Below are 16,804 nucleotides of genomic sequence, written 5' to 3' on the forward strand. Positions count from 1 at the left end.
AGGGGCAGCGCCCGGACGAACACGGCGACGGCCACGGCGACCGCGCCCACCGACACCGCGGCCGACCCGGCGGCCAGGAAGCCGGCGCACATGATGGCGAGGGCCGCGGAGGCCACCGAGGCCATCAGGCCGTACATCCGCTCGTCGGGGTCGGCGGCGCTGCGCAGCTGGAGGACCAGCGTGAGCAGCACCCACACGCCGAGGGTGCCGATGATCGCGCCGGGGCCGTGGACGGCGTCGACCGCGAGCACGGCGGCGTCCGCGACGAGCGCGCCGAGGAACGCGAGGGCGATTCCCTGGCGGGCGGGCCACATGCCGTTGAGGCGGAACCACCCGGCGGCCGTGAGCCCCTGCAGGACGACGAGCGGGACGAGCAGCGCGAGGTCGCCGAAGGGGGCGGCCGCGGCGAGCAGCAGGCCGAGCGCGGCGGTCAGCAGGGCCGACTGCGGGCCCGGGTCGATGATCGGCGAGAGGCCTTCGGCACGGGCCTGCGCAGGGTCGACGGCGCGCATGGTGTTGCCGCCGAGGGTGGGCGGCGAGTACGCGGGCTCCTCGCCCGGCGCCTGCGGCTCGCCGGGCTGCCCGGCGGGAGTCCCCGGCTGCCCGGCGGCCTCCACGGGATCGGCGGCGGCCTGCGGGGGCAGGTAGGCGGTGGCCTCGGCCCAGCTCTCGGCGCCCGGCGCGGCCCCGGCGGTCCCGGCTGCGGCCGGGGCCTCCTCCCGGTACCAGCCGTCGGGGACGCCGGCGCCCTCGCGCACGGGCGGCAGGTAGGCGGTCTCGGCGGCCGCGGCATCGCGCACGGGCGGCAGGTACGCCGTCTCGGCCGCGGCGTCGGCGCCCTGCGCCGGCGGCGGATACGGGCCCCCGGGCACGGCAGTGTCCCGTACCGGCGGCAGATAAGCGGTTTCGGCGGCATCCTGCACCGGCGGCGGGAAGGAGGCCCCGGGGGCGGCGGCGTCCCGCACGGGCGGCAGGTACGCCGTCTCGGCGGCGGCCTCGGCGCCCTGCACCGGCGGCGGATACGGACTCCCGGCGGCCGCAGCGCCCTGCACCGGCGGCAGGTACGCGGTCTCGTCGGCCCAGTCGTGGCCCGGCGCGGCCGCGGGGGCCCGGGCCGGGGCGGGGGCCGCGGGGGCCTCGTCGCGGAACCAGCCTTCCGGGGCCGCGGGCTGCGCCGGGTACTGCGGCGCCGGGTATGCCTGCGGGTAGCCGTTCCCGGTCCAGTCCGCGGCCTGGGCCGGCTGCTGCGGCGCGGACGGGGGCTCGTCCCGGAACCACCCCTCGGGGGCGACGGGCCGCTCGGGGGCGGGCTGCTGCCCGGGGAGCCCGCCGAGCGGCTGCTGCGGCACCTGCTGCTGGGCCGGCTCGGGCCGCTGGACCGGCTGGTACCCCGTGTCCCACGTCGGCGCCTGCCAGGTCTGGGTACCGTACGGGTCGGCCTCCGAAACCGGCTGCTGCGCCCCGTACGCACCCTGCTGCTGCTGCGGCTGCTGCGGCGGCTGCTGCTGGTGCGGGTCCTGCGGCGGCTGCTGGTGCTGCTGGTACGGCTGGTGCTGCTGCCCGTACTGCCGGCGCTGCTGTTCCTCGGGAGTGCTCATCGTCTTCCGCTCACCCGCCCGCGAACGGCGGGAGCACCTCGACGGTGCCCCCCTCGGTCAGCAGGACGGCCTCGTGCGGGCGCTTGCCCACCGGCTCGTCGTTCACGAGGAAGGAGCAGCGCAGCAGCACCCGGGTCAGCTCCCCGGGATGCCGTTCGCGCACTGCGTCGAGCGCCTCGGCCAGTGTCCGCGCCGAGTACGGCTCCTCCGCCGTCCCGGACGCGGCCTTGGCCGCCGCCCAGTAGCGGATGGTTCCGGTTGCCACTGCAGCTCCTATCGTCGGCTCTCTACCGTCGGCCTCCATGATGACCCCTCCCGCCCGCTGCTCCGGCGCGCCCGCGCGCGCCCCGCGCGCGCACCGGCGGCTCCGCCCCGTCGCGCCAAACGTCCCCCGAACCCCCGAAACCGGGGCATAGGCTGGTTCCGGAAGGTGGCACGGACCACAGAAGCGGAGTGGGCGAAGCCGCGGCCCGCCGCCGGCCGGTGGGCTATTCTGCTGGCGAAGGATCCGGGCAGCGCAGCCCCCGGGTCCTTTTGTGCTTTCGGCACGTTGATCGGGCCGGGAACAGTGACACCGTGCGGGCCCCTGGGCGCGGAGCCCGGGCGGCCGCCGCACGCGCACCGCGCACCACGTACGAAGCAGTACCGCGAAAGTCCTCGACGGGACCGAGGAGGAACCGACGTGACGGACCAGCGAACCGTGCACCACCGACCGACCGGGGCAGGTGGTCGGGCATGAGCTCCCTCCTGCTGCTGACGAACGCCCTCCAGCCGTCCACCGAGGTGCTGCCGGCCCTGGGCCTGCTGCTGCACAACGTGCGCGTCGCCCCCGCCGAGGGGCCCGCCCTGGTCGACACCCCCGGGGCGGACGTCATCCTCGTCGACGGCCGCCGCGACCTGCCGCAGGTCCGCTCGCTGTGCCAGCTGCTGCGCTCCACCGGGCCCGGCTGCCCGCTGATCCTCGTCGTCACCGAGGGCGGCCTCGCGGCCGTCACCGCCGACTGGGGCATCGACGACGTCCTCCTCGACACCGCCGGGCCCGCCGAGGTCGAGGCGCGGCTGCGCCTGGCGACCGGCCGCCGGCAGCTCGGCTCGGACGACTCCCCCATGGAGATCCGCAACGGCGACCTGTCGGTCGACGAGGCCACGTACTCCGCGAAGCTGAAGGGCCGGGTCCTGGACCTCACCTTCAAGGAGTTCGAGCTGCTGAAGTACCTGGCGCAGCACCCGGGCCGGGTCTTCACCCGCGCCCAGCTCCTCCAGGAGGTGTGGGGGTACGACTACTTCGGAGGCACCCGGACGGTGGACGTGCACGTCCGGCGGCTGCGTGCGAAGCTCGGCCCCGAGCACGAGTCGCTGATCGGCACCGTCCGCAACGTCGGGTACCGGTTCGTCACCCCGGAGAAGGTCGAGCGGGCCGCCGCGGAGGCCGCGGCGCAGGCCGCCGCGCCGCTTCCGGCGGAGGCCCGGTGAGGCCCTCGCCCGTATGGAGGAACCTCCTGTGACCGCCCGGTCGGCAGGACGGCCTGCCCAGAGGTAGGTCACCCCGCGTAGACTCCCGGGCGTGGCCAAGGTGACGCGGGATGACGTGGCGCGACTTGCGGGTACTTCAACCGCCGTCGTGAGCTACGTCATCAACAACGGACCCCGGCCGGTCGCCCCGGCCACGCGCGAGCGTGTCCTCGCCGCGATCAAGGAGCTGGGCTACCGCCCGGACCGGGTCGCCCAGGCGATGGCGTCGCGGCGCACCGACCTCATAGGCATGATCGTGCCCGACGCGCGCCAGCCGTTCTTCGCGGAGATGGCGCACGCGGTCGAACAGGCCGCCGCCGAGCGCGGCAAGATGGTGCTCGTCGGGAACTCCGACTACCGGACCGAGCGCGAGGTCCACTACCTGCGGGCCTTCCTCGGCATGCGGGTCTCCGGGCTGATCCTGGTCAGCCAGGGCATGAGCGAGCAGGCCGCCTCCGAGATCGAGGCCTGGGACGCGCGGGTCGTGCTGCTGCACGAGCGGCCCGAGGCCATCGACGACGTCGCGGTCGTCACCGACGACATCGGCGGCGCCCAGCTCGCCACCCGCCACCTCCTGGAGCACGGGCACGAGTACGTCGCCTGCATCGGCGGCATCGAGAACACCCCGTCGGTCGGCGACCCGGTCGCCGACCACGTCGAGGGCTGGCGCCGGGCCATGCTCGAATCCGGCCGGTCCGTCGAGGGCCGCCTCTTCGAGGCCCCGTACAACCGCTACGACGCCTACCGGGTCGCGCTGGAGGTCCTCTCCGGCCCGAACCGGCCGCCGGCGATCTTCTGCGCCACCGACGACCAGGCGATCGGCGTGCTGCGCGCCGCCCGCGAGCTGCGCATCGACGTGCCCGGAGAGCTGGCCGTGGCCGGCTTCGACGACGTGAAGGAGGCGGCGCTCACCGATCCGCCGCTCACCACGGTCGCCTCGGACCGCCCGGCGATGGCCCGGGCCGCCGTCGACCTCGTGCTCGACGACGGGCTGCGGGTCGCCGGCTCGCGGCGGGAGCGCCTCAAGCAGTTCCCGTCCGCGCTGGTCGTGCGCCGCTCCTGCGGCTGCTCCTGACCGGCCGCCGGGCGCACGCCCTCCGGCCGCCGGATCCCCGTACGGCCGCTCCTTTATATAGGGCATACGAGGTTCTGTCGGGCTTCTCAGCGGGAACTCAGAAAGCTCTCATGAACCGCGGCGAGAGTCGGTCACATGACCGACAGCTTCCGCCGCGACGGCGAGTACCCGCAGGAGAACCGCCCGTACCCGAGCGCGCCCCTCGACGGGGCCTACCCGCCGCCCGGCGGGACCGCCGAACCGGCGCCCGGCTGGTACGAGGCGCACCGGCCCGGGGCCGTCCGCGGCGAGACCGTGCCGCCCGCCGCCCCCGCGTACGCCCCGCCCGGGTACGCCCCGCCCGCACCGCCTGCCCCTCCCGTCCCGCCGGCCCCGTACGCCGCCGACGCGCTGCCGGATCCCGCAGCCGACGGACCGCAGGGCCCGTACGGCCCGGCCCGCACGCGCCGCGGGAAGCGGCCGGCACTGGTGCTGGCGGCCGTGGCGCTCGCCGCGGCGGTCGTCGGCGGGGCCACCACCGCGGGCGTGCAGCAGCTGCTCGCCGAGCGGGCCGGGCTTCCCGGCACCGGCTTCCCCGGCACGAACGTCTCGCAGTCCGCCGGCGGCACGGTCGCGGGCGTCGCCGAGCAGGTCAGCCCCTCCGTCGTGCGGATCGACACGCGCACCGGCTCCGGACAGGGCACCGGATCCGGGGTGATCATCAGCGCGGACGGCGAGGTCGTCACCAACAACCACGTCATCAGCGGCGCCTCCGAGATCCAGGTCACCCTCAGCAACGGCAGGAAGCTCGCCGCGAAGACCGTCGGCACCGACCCGGACAAGGACCTCGCCCTGATCAGGATCGAGGGCGCGAGCGGCCTGAAGCCCGCCCGGCTCGGCAACTCCGACGGCCTCAAGGTCGGCGACGAGGTGGTCGCCATCGGCTCCCCCGACCGCCTGACCGGCACCGTCACCAGCGGCATCGTCTCCGCCCTCAACCGCGAGGTGAACGTCCCGAAGTCCGAGCAGGCCCCGCAGGGCCGGCAGCGGAGCGACGGCGGCTGGCCGTTCTCCTTCGACGGCCGCCAGTTCAACGGGAACACCGGCTCGAACACCACCTCCTACAAGGCCATCCAGACGGACGCCTCCCTCAACCCCGGCAACTCCGGCGGCGCCCTCGTCAACATGAACGGCGAGATCATCGGAATGCCGTCGGCGATCTACTCGCCGGCGAGCGACAGCTCCGCCGCCGGCAGCGTCGGCCTCGGCTTCGCGATCCCCGTCAACACGATCAAGGCCGACCTGCCTTCCCTGCGCCAGGGCGGCGCCGGCGGCAGCGGCGGCGCGGGCTCCGCGGACGGCTTCGGCACCTCCTTCTAGCTGCGGCCCGCCGCCCGGCGGCCCCCGTGCGAGGCTGGTAGCGCCGCGGCCGCGACCGCCGGGGCCACCGAAATGCCGAGCACCCCTGGGGGCCGCGAGATGATTCCCGCCGAAGGCGAACCGCAGCGCATCCTCGTCGTCGACGACGAGCCGGCCGTCCGGGAGGCCCTGCGCCGCAGCCTCGCCTTCGAGGGCTACGCGGCGCAGACCGCCGTCGACGGCCTCGACGCCCTCGACAAGGCGGCCGCCTCGCCCCCCGACCTGATCGTCCTGGACATCCAGATGCCCCGCATGGACGGCCTGACCGCCGCCCGCCGGCTGCGCGCCGCCGGGAACACCACCCCGATCCTGATGCTGACCGCCCGCGACACCGTCGGCGACCGGGTCACCGGCCTCGACGCCGGCGCCGACGACTACCTCGTCAAGCCCTTCGAGCTGGACGAGCTGTTCGCCCGGGTCCGCGCCCTGCTGCGGCGCAGCGCGTACGCGGCCGCATCCGGCGCCGGCGCCGCGGCCCCGCCCGAGGACGCCCTGTCCTTCGGGGACCTGCGGATGGACCCCGCCACCCGCGAGGTCACCCGGGCCGGCCGGCCGGTGGAGCTGACCCGCACCGAGTTCACGCTGCTGGAGATGTTCCTGACCCACCCGCGGCAGGTCCTCACCCGCGAGCAGATCCTCAAGACCGTGTGGGGCTTCGACTTCGAACCGAGCTCCAACTCCCTGGACGTTTACGTGATGTACCTGCGCCGCAAGACCGAGGCCGGCGGCGAGCCCCGCCTCGTCCACACCGTGCGCGGAGTCGGCTACGTGCTGCGCGCCCCCGGATCCGGGGACGGAGGGGGCACGGAGTGAGCCCCGCCGCCCGGTTCCGCCGGCTGCCGCTGCGCTCGCGGCTCGCGCTGCTCGTCGCGGTCGCCGTGGCGGTGGCCGTCGCCGCCGTCGCCGCCGTGTCGTGGGTGATGGTCCGCACCCAGCTGCGCGAGCAGCTCGACCGGTCGCTGGTGGCGACCAACCCGTCGCGGGAGGTCGTACGGATCCTCGACGGCGGCATCTGCGCCACCGGCCCCGCCCGCCCGTCCCAGGACATCGCCGGAAACCTGGGCGCGACCGTGCAGATCGTCCTGGCGAGCGGCGCCCACTGCTGGGTCGCCGGCCGCACCGACCTGCCCGTCGCCCAGGCCGACCGGGAGGTCGCCGCCGGCCGCCGGCCGAACGTCCTGCACGACGCGGTGGCCGCCGACGGCAGCCGGATGCGCGTCTACACCCTCCAGGCGCAGGCCGGCCCCGACACCAAGGTCTTCGCGATCTCCATCGCGAAACCGCTCGCCGACATCGACGAGCCGCTGTCCACGCTGACGTGGGTCCTGGTACTGGTGTCCGGGATCGGCGTCGTCGGCGCCGGAGCGGCCGGGCTGTGGGTCGCCCGGACGGGGCTGCGCCCGGTCGACGAGCTGACCGGGGCCGTCGAGCACATCGCCCGCACCGAGGACCTGACCGTGCGGATCCCCGACGAGGGCGAGGACGAGATCGCCCGCCTGTCGCGGTCGTTCAACTCCATGACGGCGGCGCTCGCCTCCTCCCGGGAGCGCCAGGCCCGCCTCATCGCGGACGCCGGCCACGAACTGCGCACCCCCCTGACCTCGCTGCGGACCAACGTCGAACTGCTGGCCCGCAGCGAGGAGACCGGCCGCGCCCTCCCCGCCGAGGACCGCCGCGAGCTGCTCGCCTCGGTGAAGGCGCAGACCGCGGAGCTGGCGGCGCTGATCGGCGACCTCCAGGAGCTGTCCCGTACGGACGCCGCGCCCCCGGCCCGGCTGGAGGTCGTGGCCCTGCACGAGGTGGCGCGCAGCGCCCTGGCCCGGGCCCGGCTGCGGGGCCCCGAGCTGGAGTTCGAGGCCGCCCTGGAGTCCTGGTACGTGCGCGGGGAGGCGGCCGCCCTGGAGCGGGCGGTGGTGAACCTGCTGGACAACGCGGTGAAGTTCAGCCCGCAGGGCGGCCGCGTCGAGGTCGCGCTGCGGGCGGGCGCGCTGACCGTACGGGACCACGGGCCCGGCATCCCGCCGGAGGACCTCCCGCACGTCTTCGAGCGGTTCTGGCGCTCGCCGTCCGCGCGGGCGCTGCCCGGCAGCGGGCTGGGCCTGTCGATCGTGGCGCGGACGGCGCAGCGCGCCGGAGGCACCGCGCAGCTGCGGCCCCCGGCGGACGGCGGACCGGGCACGGAGGCGGTGCTGCGCATCCCGGGCGCGCCGACGCCGCCGCCGGGGGCCGCCCCGCAGGCGGCGGGCGGGCGGTCAGTTGTGCCGGATCAGTGACTCGACCAGGCCGGGGCGGGTGTTCGGGAAGTCCATGGGGACGATGCCGAGGCCCGTCCGGCCGGTCATCTCCGCGCCGTCGACGAACGCGTGGACCTGCGGGTTCAGCCGGTCGGAGTTCCAGCGCGGCGGCAGGTAGGCCGAGGTGCTGGCGTAGTTGACGAAGAGCTTCCCGGGCTGGGCGACGGCCCGCCGGAAGTGGTCCTCGATCCGGCGGCGCTTGGCGAAGGGCTCGGCCGTGTAGTCGTCCTGGATGTCGAAGACGCCGCCGTCCCCGTAGCGCAGCCCGGGCAGGCCCGCGTTGTCGGCGAGGAGCACGACCCTGCCGCGGGCCTGGCCGAGGGACGGCAGCGCGTCGGCGATGCGGAAGAGGGGCCGCCAGCCGCGGTTGTCGAGGTAGTCGTCGAAGACGGCGCGGAAGACGGCGTCGCTCTCGGCGGAGTACTCCTGCTTGACCCGCATCAGGACGGTCTCGGAGGGGTTCGCGGCGAGGAAGGCCGCGCAGGCGCCGAGCACGTCCCCGAACATCAGGCCCTGGTAGAAGGAGCCGTGGTGGATGGCGAAGGAGCCGCCGGTCACCCGGCAGCGGACGTCGAGGAAGCGGATGCCCGCCTGGAGCTGCTCGGCGATCGAGGTGTTCTGGCAGGCGACGTACAGGCCGCCCTGCCGGGCGCCGGAGTCGTGGGTGCCGGGGATGGTCATCCGCTGCAGGGCGGTGGCTTCGCCGAGTCCGGCCATCCAGTCGCGGGTGCCGAGGGTCCGCGCGGCGGCCGGGGCCGCCGTGAGGGCGGACAGGGCGGCGCCCGCGCCCGCCGCGACCGCCCTCGTGAGAAATGCCCGACGCCGCAATGCCATCCCCGCCCCTCGTACCGGTCCAGTGGTGACCGGATTATGGCGTGCGGCAGCCACATCCACTACCCGCCGGTAGCCGCCGGTTTGCCGCGAACACCGGCCAATGGCGCGGGAGTTGGCCGGACCTCCGAACGCCGCGCGGGGGCGGCGGGCCGGGTGGCCCGCCGCCCCCACGGGCGTGCGGTGCGGCGGGGCGCCCACGGCGCCCGCGCGCCCTACTTCACGACGGTGATGCGGTTCGCCGCCGGCGGGGCGATCGGGCTCGCCGCCGTCGACTTCGCCAGGTAGGCGTTGAAGGCGTCCAGGTCGGAGACGCCGACCAGCTTGTTCTTGTGCTCCTTCAGCACGCCGAAGCCGTCGCCGCCGCCCGCGAGGAACTCGTTCATCACGACGCGGTAGGTCTTCGCCGGGTCGATCGGCGCACCGTTCAGCTTCACCGAGTCCACGACGATCCGGTCGGCACCCGACTTCGTCATGTCCAGGGTGTACGTGAAGCCCTTGGAGACCTGGAGGATCTTCGGGCTGGCACCGTTGAGCGGGCCGCTGACCTGCTGCTGCAGTGCGGTGATCAGCTGCGCGCCGGTCAGGTCGACGACGTTCAGCATGTTGTTGAACGGCTGGACCGTGTACGACTCGCCGTAGGTGACGACGCCGTCGCCCTCCTGGCCCGCGGCCTTGAACGCCAGGTCCGAGCGGATGCCGCCCGGGTTCATCAGGGCCAGCTGCGCGCCGCCCTTGTCCGCGGCGGCCGTGGCCTCCAGCTGCGCATCCGCGATCAGGTCGCCGAGGGGCTTCTCCGGCGCGTCCAGGCCGCGGCCCGGGATGTCGCCCGCGATGTAGCCCATCGGGCGGTTCGCGATCGGGGCGGCGAGGGTCTGCCAGCGGTTGATCAGGTCGGTCATGTCCGGGGCCTTGGCCACGTCACGGGTGACGACCTTGTTCACCGGCGCCGGCGACGACACGGCCGTGCGGACGATGTCCTTGGTCTTCAGGTCGTACTTCAGCGTGGTCTCGGTGAACAGCCGGCCCAGCGAGGCCGCCGAGGTGACCGTGCGCGGGTTGCCCGCCGGGTCCGGGATGTTGCAGGCGTACGCCTGGTGCGTGTGGCCCGTGACCAGCGCGTCGACCTTCGCGTCCACGTTCTTCGCGATGTCGACGATCGCGCCGGAGATGCCGGCGCCGGCGCCCGGCACGTTGCAGTCGTAGTTGTAGGCGCCGCTCGCGGGCAGCCCGCCCTCGTGGATCAGCGCGACGATCGACTTCACGCCCTGCTTGTTCAGCTCGGCCGCGTACTTGTTGATCGTCTCGACCTCGTCGTTGAACTTCAGGCCCTTGACGCCCTCGGCCGTCACGACGTCCGGCGTGCCCTCCAGGGTGACGCCGATGAAGCCGATCTTCACGTCCCCCTTCTTCCACACGAAGGTGGGGGACATCATCGGACGCTTGGTCTTCTCGTCCGTGACGTTCGCCGCGAGGTAGGGGAACTCGGAGCCGGTGAACTCCTTGCCCATCTCGTAGCAGCCCTCGTCCGGGTGGCAGCCGCCGTACACCATGCGGCGCAGCTCGGCGCGGCCCTCGTCGAACTCGTGGTTGCCGACGCTCGTGACGTCCAGGTCGAGCTTGTTGAGCGCCTCGATGGTCGGCTCGTCGTGGAAGAGGCCCGACAGCATCGGGCTGCCGCCGATCATGTCGCCCGCCGCGGCGGTGACGGAGTACTTCTTGCCCTTGCGGGCCTCGCGCAGGCTGGTCGCCAGGTACTCGACACCGCCGGCCGGGACGGCCTTCGTCGTGCCGTCCGCCTGACGCTCGGTCACGGTGCCGGAGGAGCCCTGCGGGGCCTCCAGGGTGCCGTGGAAGTCGTTGAACGACAGCAGCTGCACGTCCACGGTGCGGTCCTTGCCCGCACCGGCGGCACCTGCCGGAAGGGCGGCGGCGACCATCGCGCCGGAAGCGGCCGTGACGGCCACGGCGATGAGGGTCAAACGGCGGTTGCGCCGGTGCCGTTGTGGCGTCGCTGACATTTCGTCCCCTTATGAACAGCGGCGAATCTTGGGAGGTCGGGGCGCAGCCTAAGGTCAACGCGCGTAGCACGAACAGGGGTGGGAGGTATCTCGCTCGTCACACACGCCGCGCCGCCCCGGACGGCCGATACCGGCCACGACCCCGCGCCGCCCCCGCCGGCGCGCCAGCGCCGGCGGCCCCGTCCGCCGTACGCTCGGAGCATGACTGACGACGCAGCAGCGGCCCTGGAACCGGGACGCCGGATCGAGACCCTCGACGAACTGACGGCAGAGCAGGCCGACGCCGTGGTCGGCCTCATCGAGGACGCGGCCCTCACGGACGGCACCACCGCCGTCTCCGAGCAGGGCCGGCTCCAGCTGCGCGGCGGGCCCCGCGAGGGCATCCGCCACTTCCTGCTCACCGAGAAGGGGCGGCTCGCCGGCTACGGCCAACTGGAGGACACCGACCCGGTGGAGGCGCCGGCCGCCGAGCTCGTCGTCCACCCCGCGCTCCGCGGGCGCGGCCACGGCCGGGCCCTGGGACAGGCACTCCTCGCCGCCTCGGGCAAACGCATCCGGGTGTGGGCACACGGGGGCAAGTCGGCCGCCCGGCACCTCGCCCAGGTCCTCGGCCTGACTCTCTTCCGCGAGTTGCGCCAGCTGCGCCGCCCGCTCGGAGCCGGCTCGCCGCCGCTGCCGGAGCCGGTCCTGCCCGCGGGGGTCGCCGTCCGCACCTTCGTCCCCGGCAAGGACGACGCCGCCTGGCTCGCGGCGAACGCCGCCGCGTTCGCCCACCACCCCGAGCAGGGCTCGCTCACCCAGCGCGACCTGGACGACCGCATCGCCCAGCCGTGGTTCGACCCGAAGGGCTTCTTCCTCGCCGAACGCGAGGGGGAGGTCGTCGGCTTCCACTGGACGAAGGTCCACGCCGCCGAGGAGCTCGGCGAGGTCTACGTCGTCGGCGTGCTGCCCGGCGCGCAGGGCGGCGGCCTCGGCAAGGCGCTGACCGCGATCGGCCTGCACCACCTCGCCGCCGCCGGCCTGCCCACCGCGATGCTGTACGTGGACGCCGACAACCCGGCCGCCCTCGCCGTGTACGAGGGCCTCGGCTTCAGCACGCACGAGGTCGACCTCATGTACCGCACGGAGAGCTGAACGCGACCCGCACCGCCGCCGCAGCGCCTCCGTCCGGGGCCCCGGGTCCGCCCGGTGCTCCGGACGGGTGCATTCCGGAGCGAATCCGGCGTACGGGCACCCATACGGACCCCGGCCGCCATGCGCCGTTCACCGGTGCTTAAGACACGCTTGCGAACCTCCCCGCATGCAGTCCCGACTCCGGCCCACAACGCCCCCCTCCGACGCGCCTGACCTGGCGTGCGCGCGGAAGAATGGAGTCATGAGCCACCAGCCCAGCGCAGGCCCCACCGAGGTCCCCGCCCAGCACCCGTCGCACCCGTCCGCCGCGGCACCCGCCGGGCCGCCCGCCGCGCCCGCGCGGCTCGGCTCCATCGCCGCGCACCGCCCCCGCACCGGACTGGAACCCGATCTCGGCCCCGACATCGACGGCGACCTCGACTCCTACGAGGACAAGGACGGCGGCGAGCTGCCCGCCGACCGGTTCCTCGACCGGGAGCGCAGCTGGCTGGCCTTCAACGAGCGGGTCCTGGAACTGGCCGAGGACCCGGCGACCCCGCTGCTGGAGCGGGCCAACTTCCTGGCCATCTTCGCCGGCAACCTCGACGAGTTCTTCATGGTCCGCGTCGCCGGCCTCAAGCGCCGCATAGCCACCGGCGTCGCCACCCGCTCCGCCTCCGGCCTCCAGCCCCGCGAGGTCCTCGACCTGATCTGGACCCGCTCGCGGGAGCTCATGGCCCGGCACGCCGCCTGCTTCCAGCACGACGTCGCCCCCCAGCTCGCCGAGGAGGGCATCCACCTCGTCCGGTGGCCGGACCTCGCCGAGAAGGAGCAGGCCCGCCTCTTCACCCTGTTCCGCAACCAGATCTTCCCCGTGCTGACCCCGCTGGCCGTGGACCCCGCGCACCCGTTCCCGTACATCTCGGGCCTGTCGCTGAACCTGGCCGTCGTCGTCCGCAACCCCGTCAGCGGGCACCGGCACTTCGCCCGCGTCAAGGTGCCGCCGCTCCTGCCCCGCTTCCTGGAGGCCTCCCCGCAGCGGTACGTCCCGCTGGAGGACGTCATCGCCGCGCACCTGGAGGAGCTCTTCCCCGGCATGGAGGTGCTCGCGCACCACATGTTCCGCGTCACCCGCAACGAGGACCTGGAGGTCGAGGAGGACGACGCGGAGAACCTGCTCCAGGCCCTGGAGAAGGAGCTGATGCGGCGCCGCTTCGGCCCGCCCGTCCGCCTGGAGGTCGAGGAGTCCATCGACCCCGGCGTCCTGGACCTCCTCGTGCAGGAGCTGAACATCTCCGCCGCCGAGGTCTACCCGCTGCCCGGGCCGCTGGACCTGACCGGCCTCTTCGGGATCGCCTCGCTGGACCGCCCGGAGCTGAAGTACCGCAAGTTCGTCGCCGGCACCCACCGCGACCTGTCCGAGGTCGAGTCCGCGTCCGCGCCGGACATCTTCGCCGCGCTGCGCGAGCGGGACGTCCTGCTGCACCACCCGTACGACTCCTTCTCCACCTCCGTCCAGGCGTTCCTGGAGCAGGCGGCCGCCGACCCCGACGTCCTCGCCATCAAGCAGACGCTGTACCGCACCTCCGGCGACTCGCCCATCGTCGACGCGCTGATCGACGCGGCCGAGTCCGGCAAGCAGGTCCTCGTCCTCGTCGAGATCAAGGCCCGCTTCGACGAGCAGGCCAACATCAAGTGGGCCCGCAAGCTGGAGGAGGCCGGCTGCCACGTCGTCTACGGCCTCGTCGGCCTGAAGACCCACTGCAAGCTGTCGCTCGTCGTCCGCCAGGAGGGCGAGACCCTGCGCCGCTACAGCCACGTCGGCACCGGCAACTACCACCCGAAGACGGCCCGCCTGTACGAGGACCTCGGCCTGCTCACCGCCGACCCCCAGGTCGGCGCGGACCTCTCCGACCTCTTCAACCGGCTCTCCGGCTACTCCCGCCGCGAGACCTACCGCCGGCTGCTGGTCGCGCCCCGCTCGCTGCGCGACGGGCTGATCGCCCGCATCGACAAGGAGGCCGCCCACCACCGGGCCGGCCGGCCCGCGTACGTGCGGATCAAGGTGAACTCCATCGTCGACGAGGCCCTCATCGACGCCCTCTACCGGGCCTCCCGGGCCGGGGTCCCCGTCGACATCTGGGTCCGCGGCATCTGCGCCGTCCGCCCCGGGGTGGAGGGCCTCTCGGAGAACATCCGGGTCCGCTCGGTCCTGGGCCGCTTCCTGGAGCACTCCCGGGTCTTCGCCTTCGGCAACGGCGGCGAACCGGAGGTGTGGATCGGCAGCGCCGACATGATGCACCGCAACCTCGACCGCCGCATCGAGGCGCTGGTCCGGGTCGCCGACCCCGCGCACCGCTCCGCCCTGGACCGGCTGCTGGAGACCGGCATGTCCGACGCCACCTCCTCCTGGCACCTGGGGCCGGACGGCGAGTGGACCCGGCGCAGCACCGACCCCGAGGGCCAGCCGCTGCGGCACGTCCAGGAGATGCTCATAGACGCCCGGAGGCGCCGGCGTGGCTCTGCCAAACCCTGACCCGACGGCGTACGGCAGCGGCGGGGCCCTCGCGGGAGACGTGCTCGGCGCGTACCTGCGGGCCCAGGCCACCGCCTTCCTGCGCGCCCTGCGCCTGCACGGTGAAGCCGCGGGTTCCGCCCCGGCGGGCGGGGCGGCGGCCGGAGCCGCCGAGGCGGCGCGCGGCCTGCGGGGCGCCGCCCGACGGATCGCCGGGTCGCTGGCCACCTTCCGCGCGGCCACCGACACCGCCTGGGCGGACGGCCTGCGCGGCGAGCTGGACTGGGTCTCCTCGGTGCTGGCCGAGGAGCACGCGTCCGCCGCCCTGCCGGCCCGGCTCCTGGACGCCCTGCACCGGCTATCCGGCTCCCCCGAGCGGCCCGGCGCCGCCGCGGGCGGGTCCGGCGCCGGCCCGGGCCGGCCCACGAGCGGCCCCACCGGGCTCGCGACCGGCCCGGGCGGGCTCGCCGCCGGCCCGGCGCGGGCGGCCGCGCTGCTGGAGCGGCAGCTGGCGCCGGCCCGGGCCCGCGCCCATGCGGCGGCCCTGCAGGCGCTGGGCTCGTCCCGCTTCCATGCCGTGGCGGACGCGGTCGCCGTCCTGGCCTCCGAGGTGCCGCCGGCCCCGGCCGCCGCACGGGGCCGCGCCGCGGACGTCCTCCTCCCGCTGGCGGAGGTGCCCCGGGCCCGGCTCGCGGCGGCCGTCGCCGCCCTGCCGCCGGCCGCGCAGGCGCCCGGGTACGACGCGGCGCAGGACGGCTCCCTGCAGGAGGTGCGCCGCCTGCTGCGCCTCCACCGCTACGCCCGCGAGGCACTCGGCGAGGACGTGGCCCGGCTGGCCGAGGCCGGCGGGGTCCTCGCCCGCCACGGGGACGCCGCGGAGGCGGCTGCCGCCTCGGCGGCCGCGGCCCGCACCCCGCGCATCGCCCCGGCGACGGCGTACGCGCTGGGGGTGCTGCACGCCGACCAGCGCCACGAGGCGGAGGCCGCCCGCCGCGCCTTCCACCGCATCTGGCACCCGGCACCCGCCCCCGTCTGACCCGCGGACCGATGGTCGATTTCCGGCCGGATGTGCCGCCCCGCGGAAGCCCCGCACGCCGTCCTGCAGCCGCCTCACCCGGCCGTCCGGCGAGGTTCACCTCCCGTTCATTCGCTCCCGTTGATGACTTCACCTGATCTGCCTAATTTCGGAAGTGCGCCCAGCGCGCCACTGGCCGGATCCAGCGGCCCCCTGCCCACAGACGTAGTCCTCTTCGCACGCCGCCCCGATACCGAAAGCGGCCGGCGGCTTCTGGAAGGAACACCCGAAAGTGAAGCTTCAGCGCAAGAACATGCTTCGTGCCTCCGCCCTCGGCGCGCTTGTCGTGTCAGGCGCCCTGGTCCTCACGGCGTGCGGCTCGGACGACAACACGGGCACCGGCGGAAACGCCAGTGGCAAGCCGTCGGCCGCCGCCGGCGACATCAAGTGCGACGGCGCGAAGGGCAAGCTGCTCGCGTCCGGCTCCTCCGCCCAGAAGAACGCGGTGGACCTGTGGGTCAAGAACTACATGGCCGCCTGCTCCGGCGTGGAGGTCAACTACAAGTCGTCCTCCTCCGGCGAGGGCATCGTCGCCTTCAACCAGGGCAGCGTCGCCTTCGCCGGCTCCGACTCGGCGCTCAAGCCGGAGCAGGTCGAGGAGTCGAAGAAGACCTGCACGGGCGGCCAGGCGATCAACCTGCCGATGGTCGGCGGCCCGATCGCCATCGGCTACAACCTCTCCGGCGTCGACAAGCTCAACCTCGACGCCGCGACGATCGCCAACATCTTCAACGACAAGATCAAGAAGTGGGACGACGAGGCGATCAAGAAGCTGAACCCCGGCGTCGCCCTGCCGTCCACGGCGATCCAGCACTTCCACCGCTCCGAGGACTCCGGCACCACCGAGAACCTCGGCAAGTACCTCAAGGCAGCCGCCCCCGACGCCTGGCCCCACGAGGCCGCGAAGAAGTGGCCCGCCCCCGGCGGCCTCGGCGCCTCCGGCTCCTCCGGCGTCGCCACCCAGGTCAAGCAGGTCGACGGCGCCATCGGCTACTTCGAGCTGTCCTACGCCACCGCCCAGAACATCAAGACGGTCGACCTGAACACCGGCGCCCCGGCCCCGGTCAAGGCCTCCGCCGACAGCGCCTCCAAGGCCATCGCCGCCGCGAAGATCACCGGCACCGGCTCCGACCTCGCCCTCAAGCTCGACTACACCACCAAGGCCGAGGGCGCCTACCCGATCGTCCTGGTGACGTACGAGGTCGTCTGCGACAAGGGCAACAAGGCCGAGACCCTGCCGACCGTGAAGTCCTTCCTCGGCTACACCGCCTCCGACGCCGGCCAGAAGCTCCTCTCCGAGCACGGCTACGCCCCGATCCCCGCCGAGATCAACGGCAAGGTCCGCGAGGTCGTCAACTCGCTGTCCTGACCC

General features: G+C 74.2%; 13 protein-coding genes. 9 read left to right on the forward strand and 4 right to left on the reverse strand.

The features are described from left to right. Both IE170_RS13935 and IE170_RS13940 read right to left on the reverse strand, forming a co-directional pair. On the reverse strand, positions 1–1,598 hold a 1,598-nt coding region (locus IE170_RS13935; RefSeq protein ID WP_229884721.1), incomplete at its 3' end, for a hypothetical protein. Between the two features lie 10 nt (positions 1,599–1,608). Then, entirely contained in the window at positions 1,609–1,863 is a 255-nt protein-coding gene (locus IE170_RS13940; RefSeq protein WP_189809655.1) for a MoaD/ThiS family protein, read from the reverse strand. Positions 1,864–2,333: 470 nt separating this feature from the next. On the opposite strand from IE170_RS13940, the gene IE170_RS13945 reads away from it, so the two are divergent. From IE170_RS13945 to IE170_RS13965, 5 genes are all read left to right on the forward strand, one after another. Continuing rightward, a complete protein-coding gene (locus tag IE170_RS13945) occupies positions 2,334–3,071 on the forward strand; it encodes a response regulator transcription factor (RefSeq protein WP_189809656.1) in 738 nt (245 codons plus the stop codon). A gap of 91 nt (positions 3,072–3,162) precedes the next feature. Further along, positions 3,163–4,185 (forward strand): LacI family DNA-binding transcriptional regulator, encoded by a 1,023-nt coding sequence (locus IE170_RS13950; protein WP_189809657.1) that lies wholly within the window; start codon positions 3,163–3,165, stop codon positions 4,183–4,185. A gap of 135 nt (positions 4,186–4,320) precedes the next feature. After that, positions 4,321–5,544 (forward strand): S1C family serine protease, encoded by a 1,224-nt coding sequence (locus IE170_RS13955; RefSeq protein ID WP_189809658.1) that lies wholly within the window; start codon positions 4,321–4,323, stop codon positions 5,542–5,544. 99 nt (positions 5,545–5,643) lie between these two features. Then, positions 5,644–6,396 (forward strand): response regulator transcription factor, encoded by a 753-nt coding sequence (locus IE170_RS13960; protein ID WP_189809659.1) that lies wholly within the window; start codon positions 5,644–5,646, stop codon positions 6,394–6,396. Beyond that, the gene (locus IE170_RS13965; protein ID WP_308428389.1) at positions 6,393–7,856 is read left to right on the forward strand and encodes a sensor histidine kinase; all 1,464 of its coding nucleotides are present in this window, start codon (positions 6,393–6,395) and stop codon (positions 7,854–7,856) included. Before IE170_RS13960 ends, IE170_RS13965 begins: the two co-directional genes overlap by 4 nt. Here IE170_RS13965 and IE170_RS13970 read toward each other — a convergent pair. Both IE170_RS13970 and IE170_RS13975 read right to left on the reverse strand, forming a co-directional pair. Then, positions 7,836–8,711 carry a phosphatidylinositol-specific phospholipase C gene (locus tag IE170_RS13970; RefSeq protein WP_189809660.1) on the reverse strand — a complete coding sequence of 292 codons (876 nt, stop codon included), beginning with the start codon at positions 8,709–8,711 and terminating at the stop codon, positions 7,836–7,838. The two genes, IE170_RS13965 and IE170_RS13970, sit on opposite strands and share 21 nt — an antisense overlap. 212 nt (positions 8,712–8,923) lie before the next feature. Next, positions 8,924–10,729, reverse strand: coding sequence for a bifunctional metallophosphatase/5'-nucleotidase (locus IE170_RS13975; RefSeq protein WP_189809661.1), 1,806 nt, complete (start codon positions 10,727–10,729; stop codon positions 8,924–8,926). 201 nt (positions 10,730–10,930) lie between these two features. On the opposite strand from IE170_RS13975, the gene mshD reads away from it, so the two are divergent. From mshD to pstS, 4 genes are all read left to right on the forward strand, one after another. Then, the gene (gene mshD / locus IE170_RS13980; RefSeq protein WP_189809662.1) at positions 10,931–11,863 is read left to right on the forward strand and encodes a mycothiol synthase; all 933 of its coding nucleotides are present in this window, start codon (positions 10,931–10,933) and stop codon (positions 11,861–11,863) included. A gap of 241 nt (positions 11,864–12,104) precedes the next feature. Beyond that, positions 12,105–14,378, forward strand: coding sequence for an RNA degradosome polyphosphate kinase (locus IE170_RS13985; RefSeq protein ID WP_189809663.1), 2,274 nt, complete (start codon positions 12,105–12,107; stop codon positions 14,376–14,378). Beyond that, positions 14,359–15,393: a CHAD domain-containing protein gene (locus IE170_RS13990; protein ID WP_189809664.1), complete on the forward strand. Its 1,035-nt coding sequence runs from the start codon at positions 14,359–14,361 to the stop codon at positions 15,391–15,393. The genes IE170_RS13985 and IE170_RS13990 overlap by 20 nt, the downstream gene beginning before the upstream one ends. 271 nt (positions 15,394–15,664) lie before the next feature. Continuing rightward, on the forward strand, positions 15,665–16,801 hold the full coding sequence (gene pstS, locus IE170_RS13995; protein WP_189809665.1) for a phosphate ABC transporter substrate-binding protein PstS: 1,137 nt from the start codon (positions 15,665–15,667) through the stop codon (positions 16,799–16,801). The last annotated feature ends 3 nt before the right edge of the window (positions 16,802–16,804 follow it).

Origin of the sequence: Streptomyces toxytricini (assembly GCF_014649915.1) — a bacterium.
GTDB classification, from domain to species: domain Bacteria; phylum Actinomycetota; class Actinomycetes; order Streptomycetales; family Streptomycetaceae; genus Streptomyces; species Streptomyces toxytricini.

Excerpts from the sequence above, each read along its gene's own strand:
- IE170_RS13945 (WP_189809656.1), top strand. The coding sequence starts at position 2,334 with ATGAGCTCCCTCCTGCTGCTGACGAACGCCCTCCAGCCGTCCACCGAG.
- IE170_RS13955 (WP_189809658.1), top strand. The coding sequence starts at position 4,321 with ATGACCGACAGCTTCCGCCGCGACGGCGAGTACCCGCAGGAGAACCGC.
- IE170_RS13960 (WP_189809659.1), top strand. The coding sequence starts at position 5,644 with ATGATTCCCGCCGAAGGCGAACCGCAGCGCATCCTCGTCGTCGACGAC.
- IE170_RS13970 (WP_189809660.1), bottom strand. The coding sequence starts at position 8,711 with ATGGCATTGCGGCGTCGGGCATTTCTCACGAGGGCGGTCGCGGCGGGC.
- IE170_RS13975 (WP_189809661.1), bottom strand. The coding sequence starts at position 10,729 with ATGTCAGCGACGCCACAACGGCACCGGCGCAACCGCCGTTTGACCCTC.
- mshD (WP_189809662.1), top strand. The coding sequence starts at position 10,931 with ATGACTGACGACGCAGCAGCGGCCCTGGAACCGGGACGCCGGATCGAG.
- IE170_RS13985 (WP_189809663.1), top strand. The coding sequence starts at position 12,105 with ATGAGCCACCAGCCCAGCGCAGGCCCCACCGAGGTCCCCGCCCAGCAC.